The 21,253-nt window shown below is 47.0% G+C and carries 4 protein-coding genes; all 4 read right to left on the reverse strand.

Features of this window, described 5'->3' with window-relative positions; genetic code table 11:
* Nucleotides 1-59: 59 nt before the first annotated feature.
* The 4 genes from UCI88_RS00430 to UCI88_RS00445 all read right to left on the reverse strand — a co-directional run bounded on the left by UCI88_RS00430 (nucleotide 60) and on the right by UCI88_RS00445 (nucleotide 21,209).
* Complete coding sequence (locus tag UCI88_RS00430) at nucleotides 60-7,307, reverse strand: ESPR-type extended signal peptide-containing protein (RefSeq protein WP_302357172.1); 7,248 nt, start codon at nucleotides 7,305-7,307, stop codon at nucleotides 60-62.
* Between the two features lie 588 nt (nucleotides 7,308-7,895).
* On the reverse strand, nucleotides 7,896-11,774 hold the full coding sequence (locus tag UCI88_RS00435) for an ESPR-type extended signal peptide-containing protein (RefSeq protein ID WP_302357170.1): 3,879 nt from the start codon (nucleotides 11,772-11,774) through the stop codon (nucleotides 7,896-7,898).
* A gap of 304 nt (nucleotides 11,775-12,078) precedes the next feature.
* Nucleotides 12,079-17,811, reverse strand: a complete 5,733-nt coding sequence (locus UCI88_RS00440; protein WP_302357169.1) for an ESPR-type extended signal peptide-containing protein — start codon at nucleotides 17,809-17,811, stop codon at nucleotides 12,079-12,081.
* Nucleotides 17,812-18,263: 452 nt separating this feature from the next.
* Nucleotides 18,264-21,209, reverse strand: coding sequence for an ESPR-type extended signal peptide-containing protein (locus tag UCI88_RS00445; RefSeq protein ID WP_330023864.1), 2,946 nt, complete (start codon nucleotides 21,207-21,209; stop codon nucleotides 18,264-18,266).
* Nucleotides 21,210-21,253 lie beyond the last annotated feature (44 nt).

The following is a 21,253-nucleotide window of genomic DNA, read 5'->3' on the forward strand; positions in this document are numbered from 1 at the left end:
CACATTACAAGGAATTTCCGGTGCTCCAGAAGCCATCGCAGATCGATGGTCATAAATCATTATTTATTTTTGGTTAACTCTGCCATAGCCGCCATCAATTCTTCAATCTTCTGGTTCTGTGCTTCAATCTGTTCATGTTGCTGAGATAAAGCTGATTCTAAATTATTAATTCTCTGTGCCATAGCTTGCTTCGACGGATAAGTACCCGTTTCACCTTCACCAATTCTCCAGGTTACGCCGGCATTGACCATATTTTCGCCGCCGCCATAAGATGAGCCGATACTGACCATGGTATCGTAGTTGGGGCGGTAGAAAGCACCGAGGGCAATCGCATTGACACCTTTGTAGTTACCGACGCCGGCCGTGACTTCCCATTTTGAATCGGAGCTGTATTCCAACGGATGGAGGGCTGCCAATGCAGCGGCACCGGCACCGACGCGATTGACGCGGCTGTCGAGTTTCCCGATGCGGCTATTCATCTGGTTCATGCCCGTTCCGATGGCACTGATGGTTCTGTCGAACTGGCCTTTATTGATGGCATCCGTGGCTTCTGTCGCTTCACCAACATTATGAATCACGTTACCGCCCATGTTTACGCTGTTATTATTGATGGTAATGTTCTTCGACGGATTTTCATTTTTAACCGTAAGGCCGTCGTTGTTGATCGTCGTGTTGCCCGTCGTAACTGATCCCGTCGTAACCTTTTCGTTGGTGATGACGGTCTTGCTGTCGCCGGTCCCGATGGTAACGTTATCGTTGCTGATGGAAACGTTGCCTATATTAGCTTTTTCCGTTACCGTCAATTCTTTTGTTTCTACCGAATCGAGGCCTTTGATATCTTTAGCAAGTTTAATGTCGAGACCATTACTGCCGTTGCCTACAACACCGATATTTCCATTGGACAACTTGTTGACGTCAGCACCGCCTTTCAGATTCAGCGACTCGCCCAGTTTAACTTTAGCTTCGCCGCTGTCTCCGGCAAAGTCACGAGTGCCGACACCGATGGTATTCGTAATGTCTTTAACGGAATCTGCCACATCTTTCAACTGACCTTCTGTAGCGGCGCGGTCAGGAACATAGCCAGATTTCTCAGGATCCCATTTAGTGTTATCGAGGCCGGTGATGAATTTGCCATTTTCGGTAACAGGCTTGCCCTCAGCATCAACCTTATCCGTGCCGTCAGCATTCTTAACAGCGACGTCCTGATTACCCATTACAAGGCCGTTACCCGCTTTGCCAATTGTTACCTGACCTTTTGAACCGTCAACGCGCACTTGGTTATTGCCAGTCCCGGCAGTTACCGTTGAGTTAGTTCCGTCAATGACAACTTTATTAGAGCCGCCATCACCGGCACTGATGGTACCATCGTTGCCCTTAATAGCTACGTTATTACCGTCTTTATTGCCGAAGGAGAGGTCGTCACTCAAGGCAACTTCCGTGCCGGCACCATTAGGCAGCTCGTTTACGACAATATTTTTACCGCCAACCACCTTGTTAGCTTTAACGTCAGAAGAAATGCTGTCGTAAACAGATTTCAACTGATCTTCTGTAGCAGCACGACCACTTACGATACCGTCGGTTGAAGGATTCCATTTAATATTTTCTAATCCAGTGATATATTTACCTTCTTCCGTTTTGCCATTAGCACCATTTTTAGTGTAAGTTACGGTCTGGTTAGCAATGTAAATACCCTTGCCATCAGTTGATGTGCCACCGATACGAAGACTGTTCAGGTCTTGTAAGTCTTTCGCTAATTTAACTTTTAAGGTTCCCTTATCTTCTACAACACCGATGTTATCTGTTTCGGTCAGATTATCCTTAGCTACGCCACCGACAACGTTAAGGGTTTCACCATTTTTCTTCGTAAGTACAGTGCCGTCATCACCAGCAAACTTCAGATTAACGATGCTGTTTTCGCCGGTAATGTCGTCGGTCGTTGCGATGTTCTTAACTTCAAATTTTACATCGTCATTGCGTGTAATCGTCAAGGTGTTCCCGGAAAGTGAAGCAGCTTTGATGTACTTATCCTGCAAGCCGTTAACAGTTACAGTATCGCCATTTTCCATGGTTAGGGTCATGCTGCCGGAATCCTTCGTGTCAGTAGCAGCAGTTATACTGCCAGATTTAATTTTGCTTCCTTTCAACTGAGATACGTTAACGGCATCATCATCAGCTTCACCAGCGGCCACTTTGGAAATTTTCTGACCGCCGTTGCTTAAGCCAGCACTCGACAATTTAACTCCATTGTTGAAGGCAATGCTGCCGTCAGCCATATTAAGAGATTTAGCTAATCGAACTTTCAATGCATTATCGCCATCTTTCACGACGCCGATGTTATTGTCAGTCAACAGGCTATTGCCTTCGGTATCAGTTGCAGAAACTCCGCCAGTAATATTCAAGGTCTGACCATTGCCTCTGGAAATTTCAGCCGTCGTATCATCTCCGGTGAATTTCAGTGTTGTTTTTCCTGCTTCAGTTGCAGCTTCAGCAACTTGTTTGAGCTGTGCCACGTTAACGGCATCGGTATCTTGAGTACCAGCAGCCACACCTACGATTTGACGGGTTCCGGTGGTGCTTCCCGTCTTAGTGGTAACCCCAATGGATACTGCCCCCATCGTAGATTTCCAAGCAATACTTTCTTTTTCTGTATTGGTCAAGGCTTCACTGCTTGGGTTATAACCCACTTTTCCCTTAGTTATATAAGCGGTTGAATCAGCACCTAAGGCAACAGCACCTTCCGCTCCAACGACAGTTCCCGCACCTAAAGCAACACCGAGCGGACTAAAGAAATTTGTTGCCTTGTCTCCGATAGATATGGCTCCTGTGCTTGTATCAACTTTTGAAGTATTACCAATAGCAATCCCTCCTTCTGATCCATAGACCATGCTATCCCCAGAACCAATCAAAATCGCATTATTAGAAGCTTCAATGGATTGTCTTATTGTTTCACCTGTTCCTACAACAATAGCATTTTTAGATCCGTCAACACTCGTCATAGAACCGACAGCTACACTGAAATCAGAATTGAAGATACTTACATTTTGTCCAAATGCCGACGCCATTTTAGAATTGTCAATTTGAGCATGAGAGCCTACCACGGTAGCATCCGGAGACGCTGCAATTCTTGATTGCGCCCCCAAAGCAGTACCATACGCCGACTTCTTATCAATCGATGATAAGTATCCGATAGAGGTAGAAAAACTGCCTCCGGCTTTACTAACATCGCCAAAACTCCCCAAACTACTACCAATACCGATTGCACGGTAACCGGCTACAGTCACATCATTGCCAATAGCGATTGACTCGTTGCCCGTTGCACTCGCATTAGGACCGACTGCAATTGAATCATCGCCGGTTGCCCCGGTATTATTTTGATTCCCAGTCTTGGTAGATTTTACAGAGAAATACGAGATTTTATTCGTATCTACTTTCGTATCCAGTGCTTTCAATTGTGCTACGTTTACCGCATCAGTGTCTTCACTACCTGCGGCTACATTGGTAATTTGTCTCGTAGCACCGGCACTTCCTACAGAAACTGCACCACTTCCCGATTGCCATGCATCAATCATCTGTCTCTTCTCTCTTGCGGCAGGGAGAAATTCACTATGTTCAGCAACCCAAGCATTTATTGCATTTGCTGCTTCTGTTTGTTCTTCAGTAGTAGTTGCGGCATAATAGGCATTTATCAATCCGTTATATTCATCTTTTAAGGGGTCGATTACACTTGTAAGCTCGTCATATCTTGCTTTTTGTCCGATAGATTCCAGTGCTTTTTCCAGTGTGCTGTTATCGCCGCCCAAAGCATAGCCTATTATTCCCTTTTCACGATCGGCCACAGAGTAAGCACCGAGGGCGACGCCGTTCTCTACATTTGTCCGTGACTGATAGCCGAGGCTTGCCGCCCCTTTCGCATTTGCTTTGGCATAGGTACCTATAGCCGTGCCTTGTTCTTGTGCAGATGTCATTCCGCCGAAAGCAGCACCTTGTTTATTCGCTCTCGAATAAGATCCGACGGCTGTATTTAAATAGGTTTCCCCTATTTTTCTCCAATCGGTTCCGTCCGACGTATCTTTTAAGAAATAAGCGTTAAGGCCGCTTGCTTCAAAGTATTTTTCCTGTTCTTCCGGAGAAAGTGCCTTATACGCATCTTCATCGATGTAGCCGTTGTGAGCAAAACTTTGGTATCCGATTGCTACAGAATTATTGCCCGCAGCAACGTTGGTCCTTCCGACAGACAGAGACTGGTATCCCCGCCCATTGGTATAAGCACCGAGAGCCGAGGAATTATCAAATTCAGCAATACTGCCGGCACCGAAAGCTGAAGCACCTTCGCCCAATGCCTTGGCATCTTCGCCAACCGCCGATGATTGAAAAGCAAGAGCCTTCGACCAGTTCCCTATAGCGACGGATCCCTGTCCTTTGACCTGTCCGTAATTGCCTAATACGACTTGGGCAACACCGCCGAAACTTTTTGCCTCTTCTCCGATATATATACCGCTTCCTGCTTCGGCCGGATCAGTATCATAGTCTTTCGCCTTTCGACCGATGACGATGCTTCCGTGAGCGGATTCAGCGTTCTCACCAATAACAAGTGCATATTGAGAATTTACATTAAAGATTTTCGCACTATCGCCAATAGCAATAGATCCTGTTCCTATAGTTGAGGCATTTCGCCCTATGGCAATCGAATTTTTACCTGTAGCACCATCATTGTTCCAGTTCGTATCGGCAGGTTCAGCACTATCATCAGAGTTTACCGAGAAATAGTGTGTCGCCCCTGCATCCACTTTTGCATTTAAATCTTTCAGTTGAGCCACGTTAACGGCATCCGTATCTTCACTGCCAGCGGCTACACCGGTAATTTGGCGATAAATACCTTTTTCACTATTACCGACGGACACGGCAGACGCGGTGGACATATAAGCAGAAAACAGATTATTCAAATCTGTACGGGCTTGTGTTAGTTTTGCATAATCAGGATTATCTGTAGAAATGGTAGAACGCAAAGAAACTTCGCCGGCAATATTTTCATCAATTAGCTTCTGATATTCCTTGATCTTAGCCAAGCTTGCATTATATTCTGCAGTACCTTCAGCATTCTTATTGAGATTTTCCTTTTCAACAGTCTGTAAATCCACATTTTTTTGCCGTTCACTGATGTATGTATAATATTGTCTTTCTTTGGCTTGTAAATCGGAATAACTGTCAATGGTAGCCACTAACTGATTATATTCAGCCGTTTTGCCCAGTTTTTCTGCAATGGCTGCTCTCTCCGTCGAACCTAAGGTGGAGAAATAGCCGATGGAGCCGCTCCCCCTATCTACCAAGCTGTAATGACCTAAAGCAATACCACCATCAACATTTGCTACGGCCGAACGCCCAAAAGCTATGGATCCGGTATTATTAGCTTGAGAATAACCCCCAATAGCAATGGCACTTGTCTTGGGAGCTTTTGCACTGAATCCGACGGCAATCGAATCCGTACCGTTTGTCAATGTAGAAATACCAATATTAACACTGCGAGTGCCGTAATTTTTATTTCTGGTTCCGATAGCAATATCACCGGTGGAATTAAGACCGCTATTGGTAATCACATTTTCTCTGCCGATAGCAATTCCTCTCTGGACAAAATTGTTGTTACCATACACATAGGTATTACTAATCGCGTTTTCGGTCACACCGTCAGTAGAAGCATCGTAAGTAATATCTTTTATCGTATTTCCAAAGCCTGTAGCAACGAGATTCCAGTTACCCAGACCGGTAGTAATCGTATTCGAACCAATTACAGCCGAATCTTTACTAAAGGTATTATCAGCAATCCCCGCTTGGTCATTATCTTTATTGGCATCTCTTTTTGTATTAATAGACACGTAAGAAATCTTATTGTCGTCTACTTTAGTATTGACAGCTTTCAACTGTGCTACGTTTACCGCATCGGTGTCTTCACTACCGGCCGCTACGTTAATAATCTGACGGGTCATACTATCCGTGCTATTACCAACTGATACAGCGCCATTACCGGAAACCCATTCCGAATTGAGCATACGATATTGCTTACCGGTATCTCTGACAGCTTGTAATTTAGTTTCATTACTAGGATCCGCCTGATATTCAGCTACTGCCGCTCGCCATTTATCAAATGCAGCTTTCATTTCATCAGTTAAGGCAAAAGACGTCCCTGTAGATGGATCATATCCAAAGGTATCAGTTTTCCGATTGGCTACAGAGAATGCCCCTAACCCTACGCCGCCTGTAGCATTATTTACCTTAGAACCAGTACCCAGAGCAAGGCCATATGCTGAGCTATTTACGCCCGCCGAAGTACCGATAGTCGCAGCATATGCAGAATTCTCAATTTTGGAAGATCGACCAATTGCCGTAGCGTATCGTGACCCACTGACACTGGCGCCGTTACCTATTGCGGACGAGTCCGCCGAATTCTTCACATTAACTCCGCCGCCTAATGAAATTGAATTTTTCGAATTTGTTAGCTCAGCGCCAGCCCCAATGGCGGTTCCGTTTGTTGAACCGGTTATATTGGCATAGCTTCCCAGAGCGGTTGCATATTCTGAAGTATTCACTTCAGCATTAGTCCCCATAGTAGTGGACCCTTTAGAATTTTCTCCTACATAAGCAGAAGCACCAATGGCAATACTGTAGTCACTATCTATCTTTTGATATCCTTTAGAAGGATCATTTGATACTTTTTTCTTACCACTTCCAATAGCCACTGAACTTGCTTTCATAGCACTCGCATGATAACCAATAGCAACAGAGCTAGTATTTGCCGTAGCCTCGGCGCCAGCCGCGAAAGAGTATTGCCCAGCATATGTGTTTAAACCAATTGCCGTTGCTTGCTGCACTGCCGCCACACTGTTTTGCCCAACTGCCAAACTACCGGCGCCGGTTGCTCTAGCATCATTAAATGGCCAGCCAGCCGGGAGCATATCAATATATTTAAGTCCGATTTGTACATTTGAACCGTCTTGAGTTAATTTGATGCCTCTACCAGCCAGTAAAGTAACCTTATCACCGGAACTAATCTTTTTCGAATCTCCTGTTGCGGTTGCTTCAGAAGCTGTTGTCGAATCTGTTCCTCGATCAACAGCCAAAGTCCAGCCGTCATCTGCTGCATAGACCATGCCTGTCATTCCAGCACAAAGAGCCGCTACAGTCAAAACGGCCGCAACGGTTTTACCGGCGTTCAAGTTCGTGGATACGGGTTTACTATGACTCTTTGCTATTTCAGAAACTACGATGTAGCAATTCTTCACTTTGCTCCAAATGACTTTGTAAATCCGATTCATATCGCTTGCCTCCTATAAGGTAATGGTAAGTTTCACTCCATCATCAAAAATTAAGTATGCACCACTATTCTGTTTTCTAAAATACATTATTAAATTATTTTATTACATTTTGATAAATAAATATAATTGTAATATAAAAAAATATAAATAAAGTGCGTGCATCCCTCCACAAATTAAATTAACCGCCGAAATATCCGAATATAACGAAGATTCGCCAGCCATTCAAAACAATCAGTGTTTTATTTCTCTATGTTATCATTCTATATACTTCCTACAATTTTGTCAATAAAGTATATTATATATGTAATTTAAGACTCATTTTAGAACTAACCAACAACTATTTTACTAAGTATTTATAAATGATTTAAAAACAGAGTAGGTAAAGTGCTATACAGACTACAAACAGACTTTCAAGAGAGGATCTTCGTTTCAGTACCCATACATTGTCATACCTGACGATGTCGTGTTTTTCAATTCTTCAAGGAGCTTTCCCCTGGGCTAATTTCACAAAACAAAAAAGCACCGGGAATCCCATATTTCACGGGATTCTCGGTGCTTCGGAGGCCATCTTACGATGGACATGAACACTTATTTATTTTTGGTTAACTCAGCGACAGCTGCCATCAATTCTTCAATCTTCTGGTTCTGTGCTTCGAGTTTGTCATTTTGCTGAGATACGACAGATTTCAAGCTGTCAATTTCGTTAGCCATGGCTTTCTTGGACGAGTAGGTGTTGCTCGAGCCTTCACCGATTCTCCAGGTTACGGCGGCGTTGACCATGTTTTCACCGCCGCCGTAGGACGAACCGATGCTGAACATGGTATCGTTGTTGGGGCGATAGAAGGCACCGACGGCAACAGCGCTGGCACCGCGGTAGTTACCGACACCGGCAGCTACTTCCCAACGGGAATCGGGATCGAAATCCAAGGGGTGGAGGGCTGCCAAGGCGGCTGCACCGGCACCGACACGGTCGACGCGATCGTCGAGTCGATTAATACGGTTGCTCATTTCACCCATGCCGTTGCCGATATTGGTAACGACGTTATTCAACTGGCTGACGTTTACGGCGTCCGTTGCGGCTGTACCGGCAGCTACGTTATGGATCTGGTTGCCGCCCATGCTGACGTTGTCGGACGTAACGGCAATGGATTTGGACGAATCGCTGCTGTTGGCAATGGTAAGGCCGCTGTTATTGATGGTCGTGTTGCCCGTTACAACCGAAGAAGTCGTTACCGTGTCACCGGTAATGGACGTCGTCGTAGTGCCGGAACCAACGGTAATCTTATTGCTGGCGGTCAGAGACTTCGTTTCTACACTGTCAAGGCCGGAGAGCTTGGACGACAATTTAATGTCAAAACCGTTGCCGGCTTCGTTGTTTACGACACCGATGTTGCCTTCGGTCAAGGAGCTGGTATCCGCGCCGCCCTTGAGGTTCAAGGTATCATCTTTACCGAGTGAAATTTGTTCACCTGTATCGCTGACGAAGGTACGTTTTGCATTGTTAATTTCACCGATGCTGGTGTTGATATCGCTGATATTTCCTGCAATCTGGGCCAACTGCCCTTCCGTTGCGGCACGGTCAGCTACATAATTATTCGAATCCCAAGTCGTGTTGTCGAGGCCGGTGATGTACTGACCGCTTTCAGTGGAACCATTAGTTGTTGTAACACTCTGGTTGCCCATTACGATACCGCTGGTTGCATCACCGATGACGACCTGGCCTTTAGAGCCGTCGACCGTCACCTGATTAGCACCTGTACCGGCCGTAATGGTTGCGTTACCACCGTTAATGGTTACTTCGTTGGCATCGGTACCTGCACTAATGGTCGAGGTCGTGCCGTCGACAGTCACCTGATTGGTTGCATCATTTTCATTATTCAAGGTGATTTTGTCGTTTAAGTTGATGTTATTGCCAGAATCGATATTGATATTCTTACCGGCATCTAAGGTAATCGCTTCAACGCTCTGCGATACTTGCGCAGACAAGGCTTTGAGCTGTGCTACGTTGACAGCATCCGTATCCAAAGTACCGGCTGCTACATTGGTAATCTGACGGGTAAGGCCCGTTTCGCTATTACCGACGGATACAGCAGCTCCGGTGGACTGCCAAGTGGAAACAAGCTGGTTGGACTGAGTCTGAAGGCTGGCCAAGTTGGCACGAGCCGTAGAAAGTTCGGCTTCTTTTGCCGTAATCTGAGAATTGATAGACGTAAGGTCATCACCGGTAGCGGTGTTCTTAGCCGTCTGTAAAGCAACGACGTCGCTGGACAAGGAGTCTACTTTAGACTGAGCCGTAGCGATGTCGGACTGAAGCTGGGTGTACGTTGCCTGGTTGCTGCCCAAGATATCGGCCTGAGACGTAATCGTGCCGCTCGGATCATAGCCGATGACACCGGAGTCTACGTTAGTTTTGGACTTGCTGCCAAGAGCTACACCGCCGGCAATGTTAGCCGTCGTCTGGTCGCCCAAAGCGCTGGCCGATTCAGCCGATGCATTAGAGTAGAAACCTAAGGCCGTGGCATATTTACCATTGGTAGAAGCCTGGCTGCCGATGGCACTGGATAAATGGCCTTTTGCACGAGCCGTGAAGCCTACAGCCAAGGTATTGGTATCATATGCTTCAGCACCGCCACCGATAGCTGTATTCTGATAGCCGTAAGCTTTTGCATCAGTACCCATAGCCATGGAGAAACTATACTTATCAGATTCTAACGGATTGATTAAACGTTCTTCACTAACTGTGTTTTTACGTTCGTTCGGAACGGAAACGTCAGAGCTCGTGCCGTCGCCGGAAGATTCTGCACCTACATAGGCACGGTCACCAAAGGCTAAGGAGTAAATACCATTTGTTTCGGCACGGTTACCGATAGCCGTGGAGCTGGTGTTATTCGCTTTTGCTAAATAGCCCATAGCAATGGCGTTTCTGGCAGAGGCAGTAGCAAAATTACCAAGAGCCATAGAGAGATACTCAGTAGCAGAAGAGTTTTGACCTAATGCCATAGAGGAAGAAGCGGTTGCTTTAGAAGAAATACCGAGGGCTACACCACCATTGGCAGCCGTAGACGTCGAACCGATGGCAATAGAAGTCGCACCGGAAGAAGAAGAACGGTTGCCGATAGCAATCGAGCCCGAACCGGTAGAAGTCGCCTGATTACCAAGGGCTACGGCACGTTCACCACTGGCAGTCGTGTAAGCACCCAAAGCAGTAGCTAAATTACCGGCAGCTTTAGAAGCGCCACCAATCGCTACAGCATTAGTACCCGTAGCACCATCATTATTTTTATTACCAGTTAATGTAGAATTTACGGAAACATAAGAGATTTTATTAGCATCAACTGTATCGCTCAAAGTGCTGAGACTGGAGTTTAAAGTGCTAATATTAGAGTTTATAGTGCTAATGTTGGAATTTACATTGCTAATATCAGAATTCACATTGCTTTCCAACGCTTTAAGCTGAGCGACGTTAACAGCATCGGAATCGGCAGCACCGGCAGCCACATTGGTGATACGACGACGGTTTTCAGCCACAGTCTTACCGCTGGCATCGGTATACTCAGCATTACCTACAGATACGACACCACTGCTGGCCGAGAAGGCTTCGTTTGTCAAATAACCGGTAGTCGCAACATCGGTAGTGTCTGCCAAGGAATTCTGACCTAAGGCAACGGAGTTGCCGGAAGCAGCGGACGCACTTTTACCGATAGCGACGGAGTTAGCAGCCGTGGAAGCAACATTAGCGGCGTTACCGATAGCGATAGCAGAATTACCGGCCGCAGCGGAGTTATAACCCAAAGCTGCAGAGTACGCACCGGAAGCCGTAGCACCGTTACCATATGCAGAAGCACTGGAGTTAGTCGCTTTGGATTGGTAACCGACAGCTGTCGTATAGTAATCCGTTGCTTGCGCTTGATAACCGGAAGCAACGCCATAATTACCGGATGCGTTCGCCTGATAGCCGGAAGCCAAGCTGTAATCAGCGGTTGCCGACGCAGATGCGCCAAGGGCGGTACTGTATCTCGATGATGCTGCTGCACTCGGTCCAATAGCTACACTACTGGCCCCGGACGCCTTCGATCTGTTACCAATGCTTATCGCCGAAGTACCGGATGCCTCCGCACTACTGCCGAGAGCTACGGTATTACTAGCAGACGCCTTAGTGTTATAGCCAATCGCAGTTGAAGCCGAACCGGTGGCTTTCGCTGAATTACCTACAGCTGCCGCCATATACGTGGTTGCTTCGGATGATGTACCAACAGCCACACCGGCGCCGGCACCTTCCGTATTAGCAGCTGCACTGGCCAAACCGGTTACGCCCATGGAAAGAGCCAGAACCGTAAGTACGGCGACTAACGTCTGGGCGGGCTGAGATTTTATCGATACAGCCTTACCGCTTCTCTTCGCTAATTCCGAGACGACGACATAGCTGTTTTTTACTTTACTCCAAATGACCTTATATTGTTTGTTCATATTTAGTTTCCCCTTGTAAAAATAATTTAAATTTATATTTTTCTTAATTGTTTATCTAATCGAACTTTCTAAATAGTTAAGAACTTGTATCTCTTAGTTTTCTTGATTTTACACTAACTTGACAGAATTTGTCAATAAAGCATTTTAGAGAATTTATATCCAAAACGAATTGTATATTGCATCTCAGTCATAACTCTTAGATTCAATCCTTTCTGTTTTATTTTTAACACAAAAAAAACGAGGCCCCTCTATCAAAGAGGAGCCTCGTTCGGCTTAGGTATGCCATTGAAGATTTTCAGACGACTTATTTCGTTAACGCTGCAACAGCCGCCATTAATTCTTCAATCTTTTTGTTTTGCGCATTAAGTTGTTCACTTTGTGCTTCAAGTTTATCGTTCTGTTGGGATACAACCGATTCCAAATCCGTAATCTTTTGTGCCATAACTTTCTTGGACGGGTAGTTGATCGTTTCGCCGTCGCCGATTCGGAAGGTTACGCCGGCGTTGATCATGTTTTCACCACCGCCGTAGGAGGAACCGATGCTGACCAAGGTGTTGACGTTCGGACGATAGAAGGCACCGATGGCAACGGCGTTAGCGCCGCGGTAGTTACCGACACCGGCCGAGATGTCCCATTTCGCTTCCGGGCTGAATTCCAACGGATGGAGAGCTGCCAGAGCGGCGGCACCGGCACCAACGCGATCGACACGACGGTCGAGGTTGCCGATACGGTTGTTCATTTCATTCATTCCCGTGCCGATGTTATTGAGGGCGCGGTCGAACTGGCCTTTGTTAATGGCGTCCGTCGATTCCGTAGCATCGCCGACATTTTGAACTCTATTGCCGCCCATGCTGACGTTGTTGTTCTGGACGGTGATGTTCTTCGACGAATCTTCGTTGACAATCTTCAGGCCATCGTTGTTGATGGTCGTATTGCCCGTCGTGACCGAGCCGGTATTGACCGTGTTGCCTTCGATGATCGTCTGATTGTCTCCGGTGCCGACGGTAATCTTATTGTTTACTTCAACATTGTTCACCTCAATACTGTTAAGGCCCTTGATGTCTTTGGACAACTTGATGTCAAAGCCCGTGCCGTCGCTGTTGTTTACGACGCCGATGTTGTTATCGGAGAGGTTGTTGGCATCAGCGCCGCCTTTGAGCTTCATGGCATCCGTATTTTTACGGGTTACCTGATTATCAGCACCGCTGTCGCTTTCGAAGACGCGGCTGGAGGATTTAACGGCCGTATCGATGTCGCTGATCTGTTTGGAAATGCTGTCCACAGCACCTTTCAACTGACCTTCCGTAGCTGCACGATTTTCAACGATGCCCTGGTTTGCAGGATCCCATTTCGTGTTGTCGAGGCCCATGAGGAACTGACCGTTCTGGGAATCCGTGGTGCCGTCAGCCTTCGTGCCGGTAACATTCGATTGGTTGCCCATGACAATGCCGCCATTAGCTGCATCGCCAATCGTGACCTGACCGTTCGTGCCGTCAACGACGACTTTATTGGCACCGTCACCGGCCGTAACCGTTGCAGCGTCACCGTTGATGTTGACCTGTTTTGCAGCATCCGTATCGGAGCCCAAGGTGATGTTATTTTCCAAGGATACCTTCGTACCGGTGCCATCTTCATTTACTTCAACGCTGATGTTCTTACCGGCAACTACCTTGTTGGCTGTCACATTGGAGTTGATCGTGTCGTAAACGGATTTCAACTGATCTTCCGTCGCTGCCCGGCCGCTTACGTAACCGTCAGCCGTCGGATTCCAAGTCGTATTAGTTAAGCCCGTGATGTAATTACCTGTTTCAGAGCCCTTATTGGTGTTGTTTACGGTCTGGCTGGCAATGTAAATGCCTTCGCCTTCTTTAGAACCGCCGACGCGAACGCTGTTCAGGCCGTTCAAGTCTTTGGCCAATTTAACCTTTAAAGTATCGTCAGCAGATTTTACAACCCCGATATTATCATCAGATAAATTGTCGCTATCTGCACCACCGGTAATGTTAAGAGTACCGTTGTTTTTAGTCGTTACTTTAGCCGTAGCATCATCACCGGCAAAGTTCAAGGCTACATTGCCTACTTGACCGGAAATATCGTCCATAGTAGCAATGTTATCAACCGTAAAGTTTGTACCGTCGTTACGGCTAATGGTCAAGGTATTATTAGCAAGGGATGCACCGCTAATGTATTTATCTTGCAAGCCATTTACCGTGACCGTGTCGCCATTTTCCATGGTTAAGGTCATGGAGCCGGTACCATTGTCAGCGTAGGTAGCAGCACCAGATTTAATCGTGCTGCCCTTGAGCTGCGATACATTGACAGCATCGGTATCAGCTTCACCGGCTGCGACGTTGGTGATCTTCTGACCGCCGTTGCTTAAGCCTGCGGAGGACAATTTAACATTGTTATCGAAGGCAATACTGCCGTCAGCCATGGTGAGGTCTTTGGCCAACTTCACTTTCAAGGCATTATCGCCGTCTTTTACGACGCCGATGTTGTCTGCCGTCGTAAACTCAGTGGCCCCACCGGTAATGTTCAGTGTCTGGCCATTGCCGCGTGCAATCGTAGCGGAAGTGTCGTCGCCGGTGAAGTTCAAGGTTGTCTTACCGGCATCTTCTGCAGCAGCTGCAACCTGTTTAAGCTGAGCTACGTTTACGGCATCGGTGTCATTCGTACCGGCTGCTACGTTAGTAATCTGACGGGTTAAGCCGGTTGCACTGTCACCTACGGATACAGCAGCGCCCGTTGCCTGCCAAGTGGAAACTAACTTATTCATTTCAGTTTGGTCAGCATTTAAGGAATTTTGAGCCGCAGTCAATTCAGTTTGTTTGGCATCAATCTGGTCTTGAAGGTCAAAATATTCATTAGACCATCTGCTATACTGACTTTGCTGCTGTTTCAAGTCTGCAATGTCCGAAGTCAAGCTATTTACCGTATCATTGCTCGACGCGATAGAGGATTTAAGCGCATCATATTGTGTTTTGTTAAGTGCGCCAATGCTGTCCGTATCGGTAATTTCTCCCAACGGATCATAACCGATAGCCCCTTTATCTACCGTAGCCAGCGAGTTCGCACCGAGGGCTACGCCGCCATCATAGGATACATTCGTATTTCGACCGACAGCCACTGCATTATTAACCGTGGTCGTAGTGCCTGCATCGGAAGAACCGATAATGACGTTATTATTAACGCCGGTCAAGGTACGGTTGTCACCGATTACAACGGCCGTCTTGGTATCGGTTACCGTATTGTTGATACCTGTGATGGTTACATTGTCTACGTTAGTAGCTGTATTTTTATAACCCGTAACAGAGTTATACTGAGCAATATCGGAGCTTGTACCGGTAACCGTGTTATTCACACCGATAATCGCCGTATTCTGGGTATAGTCGGCCGTGTTGCCGCCGCCGACAGCCAAGGTGGATCCACCGCCACCGGAGCTTTGAATCCCCTTACGTAATGCATCAGCCATTTCATCAACCGTTAACGTGCTGGTCAAGGTATCGATACCGCTAATGGATTGTACAGAGTTCGTAATTTTATTGCCGGCACCGTAAATGAGTGCACCGTTAGCATTTTCAGCAATGTTGGCTACACCGACAATGCTGTTCGCAATACCGCTGGAACCACTGTAACCGGCAGAGCGAATGCTGTTCAAGGAACCGACTACGTTGGCACCGAAATTCTGCGAACCGTAGAGAAGGCTGTTGAAACCACCGGCACCGGTGAAGCTGCCAGTCATGACAGAGTAAGCACCGAGCATGCTGCCCAAGGCACCTTTATTGTAGGAGTTGGAGCCGATAGTCGTCATGCCTACCAGGTTGGCTTGGGACTGGTCGTTGATTTCAGACCCGCCCATGGTGTACCCCTTCATAGTGTGAGAACCAATCTGGACACTACCTGTACGAGCATACGCATTCGCACCGATAGCGATACCACCAGGAGATTTATCCGGATCAATTGGAAGATCGCTGCCGGATGCGTAGTTATCCGGTGTGAAGCTTAAGGCTTTATCCTGTTTACCGCTACCATTCAATACAGTAGCACCTTTACCCATAGCAATACTTGTTAAGTTAAGGCCATTAGTAGTAACGAGTGCGTTTTCACCGATAGCAATACTGCCGGTACCGGTGTCTCTGTTACCGCCATTCCCCAGAACACGAGCATTGGTACCAACAGCAACGGAATTGTTTGTCTGAGCACTGGCCGCTATACCGGCAGCCAACGCATTCGTCCCGGTTGCACCGTTATTGTTATAGTTCCCTGCTGTTGTATCCGTAGAATTAACGCTGTAGAAGTGCGTTTTATTGGCATTTACCGTATTCGTCAAAGAGGTAATATCTGCCGAAGATGCGATACCATCGACGGTAACCGTGCCGCCGTCATTACGGGTGAGGGTCAAGGTATTGCCGTTCAAGGCTGCACTGGTGACATAGGTGTTTTTAAGACCGCTTACGGTAACGTTATTACCAGCCGAGTCGGTCAAAACCAAAGTTCCGTCACCATCGGTATAGGAGACAGTACCGCTGGCCAAGGTCGTATTGGTATCGGTAGATTTAATGGTGTAAGTAGTGGAACCGTCATCTTCTGTTTTAGAAGTAATGGTTACATTGTCACCTTCCGTTAAGTTTACTTTAGAGGCTTTGAGCTGTGCCACGTTTACAGCATCCGTATCCTGCATACCGGCAGCAACGCCCGTAATCTGACGAGTTGCCGTAGCGGCACCGCCATCCGTCGGAACGCCGACAGAAACAGCAGCTAAGGTAGATTTCCAAGTGGCAGAATCCGTCGTGGAAGCCTCTTTCGTGTTCGGGTCATAGCCGGCAACCCCAGAGGCTACGCTGGCTACAGAACCGGAACCTAAAGCGACACCTCCGTCAACGGTTGCGTTAGCATTGCTGCCGATGGCAACAGCATCACTGGCGGTTGTCGCCGTAGCGGAATCTGCGGTACCGATAACAACAGTATTGGCCAAGTCAGATACAGTTCTGTTCGTACCAACAACGATGGTGTTGTCTACATTGGTAGCGGTGTTGTTAAAGCCGGTTACAGAGTTGTACTGGCTGATGTTGCTGCTCGTACCTTTAACGGTATTGTTTACCCCGATGATGGAAGTCTTCTGGGTGTAATCAGCCGTATTGCCGCCGCCGATGGCAAGGGTTGCACCGCCGCTTTGAGAGTTCTTAATGCTGGTCATCAACGTGGTCTGTAATTCTTTCGCCGAGGCACCGCCGCTGGATGGAGCAGAAATAGCCGTAATGGAGTTGGTAATTTCATTACCGGCACCGAAAATCAGAGCACCATTGGAGTTGGCCGTTCTATTTGCCGTACCGATGACACTGCTGGCAACACCGGAATAATTAGAGGATGAGGTGGCCGATTCAATGCTGTTCAAAGAACCGTAAATATTGGCACCAAAGTTTTTGGCCGCTTTCGGTCCATCAAAAAGACCGGCAAAACCGCCAAGGCCCTGGTAATCAGAGGTTGCAATGGAATAGGAACCGTTTACCGTAGAAAACGAGCCGGAGTTATAGGCATTGGCACCAAGGGTGGTGGAGTTAATATACAAAGATTTCGCTCTTACACCGGTATTAGAGGAACCGTCAACAGTGACGTCGCCGAGAGCGCCTACATATTTATGATCGCCAATCATGATGCTTCCGGAACGGGCGTAGGTATTTTGGCCAATAGCAATACCTGCTGCCCACTGGGTCTGATCGGTCTGACCAAAGGTAAAGGTCCGTTCCTGATTACCGGCCATATTTTCAACATAAGCATTGTTGCCGATGGCAATGCTGCCTACTTGGCCACTATAACTGTTGGTTTTAGAGTCATCGCCCACTTTAATATCAGATACAGCTTGAACGGTAGCGACATTCGCAACAGACAGCACGGCGAAAGCAGCTAAGACGGCTGCTGCCGAAACGTATTGACGCGAGCCACTCGACACGGGCTTGCTGTGGCTCTTGGCGATTTCAGAAACTACGACGTAGCAGTTCTTTACTTTGCTCCAAACGACTTTGTAAATTTTGTTCATATTCATTTCCCCCAATAGAATAGATAATTAAACGACACAACGATAAGAAACAGACACAATATTACAATGGAAATCTGAAGACCTCTTTTAGTCTTTAACGGCATTTCTTTATTTCGACACATCATTCAACAAATAGGCCGCCCTATCGCATATCCCCTCCACAGCCTGTTTTTACCGCAGTATTACCTGAATTTGACAAGCATACTCCAGTTAAAACAAGTCATTATCAAACTAGACTTTTATGGTCATATTTTATAGATTGCTTTAAATTTTGTCAATAAAACAAATACTAATTTTCTATTACAAATCGATATTGACTATTTCATATTTTTTATAATTTAACTTTTCTTTACAAAGGTCTCTATTCAACGCTAAAATTTGCCACACAAAAAGGCCCTCTGAAAAGAGGACCCTTTTGTTACCGCGTCAATGTCACACGATATTCAGTGATTCTATTTTTTTAATTCAGCAACATCCTTCATCAATTGTGCAATCTGCCGGCTCTGTTCTTGCAACTGCTTGCCCTGGGATTCCAATTGCCGGCTCTGGGCTTCAATCTTACTGTTTTGTGCTTCAAGCTTATTGTTCTGAGCCGCCAGTTGTTCACTCTGCGACTCGATTTTATTATTCTGTGCCGTAAGTTGTTTGCTCTGCGATTCCAGTTTACGATTCTGTTCATCGACAAGGGATCTCAAACTGTCAACTTCCCGTGCCAATGCATCCTGCAATGAATATACCTTAGTCGTGCCTTCGCCGATGCGGAAGGTTACACCGGCATTGACCATATTTTCACCGCCGCCATAAGACGAGCCGAGGCTGATCATGGTATCGTAGTTCGGGCGATAGAAGGCACCGACAGCTACGGCGTTTGCGCCACGATAATTACCGACCCCGGCCGAAACTTCCCAACGGGACGTCGGATCAAAATCCAGCGGATGCAAGGCTGCCAAAGCAGCTGCACCGGCACCGACACGATCGACGCGGTTATCGAGGTTGCTGATGCGATTATTTACCTGACCCATACCATTATTGATTTGGCTGATTTCGCGGTCAAATTGATTTTTGTTAATAGCATCCGTCGGGTTCGTGCCTTCGCCAATATTCGTAATGACATTTCCGCCCATGTTGACATTGTTGTTCTGAATGGTAATGTTCTTCGACGGATCTTCATTTTTAACCGTAAGTCCGTTATTGTTCATCGTCGTGTTGCCCGTCGTGATTGAGCCGGTATTGACCGTATTGCCTTCGATGATCGTCTGATTATCGCCAGTACCGATCGTAATCTTATGATTTACTTCGATGTTGTTGAGACCTTTGATGTCTTTCGACAACTTGATATCAAAGCCGTCTTTATTAGAATTGGTCACGACGCCGATATTGCCGTCGGATAAGTTCGTAACATCGGCCCCGCCTTTAAGGTTCATAGTTTCGCCAAGTTTAACACTGACGTTTCTATCATCCCCACCAAAATCGCGAGTCCCACCTCCAATAGTATCGCTGATGTTTTTGAGGGAATTGGTTACTTCTTTCAATTGCCCTTCCGTAGCCGCACGATCTGCAACAATATTGTCCTTATCCCAAGTCGTATTACTGAGGCCGGTCATAAATTTACCAGTTTCTTTCTTGCCGGAAGTTGTCGTTACCTCCTGATTTCCGATGACAAGGCCGCTTCCCTTAGCAGCATCACCGATGACGACCTGGCCTTTCGTACCATCGACTTTTACCTCTTTATCGGGCGCCGCATCACTGCCAAAAGTAATGTTGTCATTTAAGTCAATGGTATTCTTCTTAACTCCATTGGCATCCGTCGTTGTATGAACGGTAATATTTTTACCAGAAGATAAGACACTGTTATCTACTTTCTCGTTTAAAGCCTTGAGCTGTGCTACGTTGACGGCATCGGTGTCCAAGGTACCGGCAGCTACGTTGGTAATCTGACGGGTATACCCTTTTTCACTATTACCGACGGAAACCGCAGCAAGCGTAGATCTCCAAGGGGTTCCTTTCTTGAGCAACTCATCAGAATCTGTTGCATACGCTCCACTTGGATCATACCCAGTTATGCCGGCATCGACATTGGTCTTAGAATCGCTGCCGATAGCGACACCACCTCCAATGTTGGCGATAGACTTATTTCCCAACGCCACGGCCGACTTAGCCGACGCCTGTGACCTAGGTCCTATCGCCATTGCAGATTGACCACTTGCATTCGCCTTTATACCAAAGGCCAGTGCCGACGACTCAGAAGCAATTGACTGAGGCCCTATTGCCACTGAAGATTGACCACTCGCCTGGGCACTGGTACCGATAGCAGTCGAAAATACACCCATCCCCTTAGCCAATCGACCAAATGCGATAGCCCCGCTAGCTGTTGCTGCGGCCGTATTTCCTATCGCAATAGAGTATGTGCCGGCACCATTTGCAGAACCGCCAAAAGCTATCGCGCCTTCTTGCGTAGCATTCGCGGCCTCGCCAATCGCAGTCGAAGATAACCCCTTGGCCTTTGCAGAAGAACCAACCGCTATTGCATGGTCAGCATTAGCAGCCGCCTCTCCGCCGATAGCAGTCGAGTATTTACCCGTACCTTGCGCAGAAACCCCAAAAGCCATCGCGCCTTCTTGCGTAGCGGTTGCCTCCTTGCCGATGGCAGTCGAGTATTTACCCGTACCTTGCGCGGAAACCCCCAAAGCCATCGCGCCTTCAACCGTAGCATTTGCGGCATTGCCAACCGCAGTCGAGGATAAACCCTTGGCCTTTGCATAAGAACCAACCGCTATTGCGTGGTCAGCATTAGCAGCCGCCTCTCCGCCGATAGCAGTCGAACCCATACCAGAACTTTTAGCAATATACCCCAGGGCTATATCACCAAACCCGGTTGTTTTTGACTGAAGACCAATAGCAGTAGAATAGCCGGATGCCAGTGTACCATAACCAATAGCCGTCCCACTAAGGTCAGCCTCTGAACCCCCACCGATAGCAACAGCCGCGCTATCAGTTGCTTTTGATTCATTCCCCATAGCAATGGCACCATTTTTACTGGCAGTTGACTTCTTTCCAATAGCAATCGAAAAACCTTCTTCCGCGGTTGCCTCATTTCCAATAGCAACGGAAGAACTATACTCGGCTTTGGAATTTATACCAACTGCAACAGCGGCATCATCCGTTGCTACCGAACCCGCCCCAATAGCAACACCCATCCCTGTACCTTCCGTATTCTTAGCCGCACTTACAACCCCCGTCATACCAAGACACAGTGCAAAGACCGTCAAAGCCGCAGCGATGGTCTTACCCGACTGGGATTTCATCGTCACCGATTTACCATTACGCTTGGCAATCTCCGATACGACAACATAACAGTGTTTTACCTTATTCCAAATAACTTTATACACTTTATTCATTTTTAACCGCCCCTTTTCGCACCCCCATCATGTAATAAATATTC

The organism is Megasphaera massiliensis (assembly GCF_036305205.1).
In the GTDB taxonomy this organism is placed as follows: Bacteria; Bacillota; Negativicutes; order Veillonellales; family Megasphaeraceae; genus Megasphaera; species Megasphaera massiliensis.

Coding starts and splice junctions, on each gene's coding strand:
- UCI88_RS00430 (WP_302357172.1), bottom strand. CDS start 7,307: ATGAATCGGATTTACAAAGTCATTTGGAGCAAAGTGAAGAATTGCTAC.
- UCI88_RS00440 (WP_302357169.1), bottom strand. CDS start 17,811: ATGAACAAAATTTACAAAGTCGTTTGGAGCAAAGTAAAGAACTGCTAC.
- UCI88_RS00435 (WP_302357170.1), bottom strand. CDS start 11,774: ATGAACAAACAATATAAGGTCATTTGGAGTAAAGTAAAAAACAGCTAT.
- UCI88_RS00445 (WP_330023864.1), bottom strand. CDS start 21,209: ATGAATAAAGTGTATAAAGTTATTTGGAATAAGGTAAAACACTGTTAT.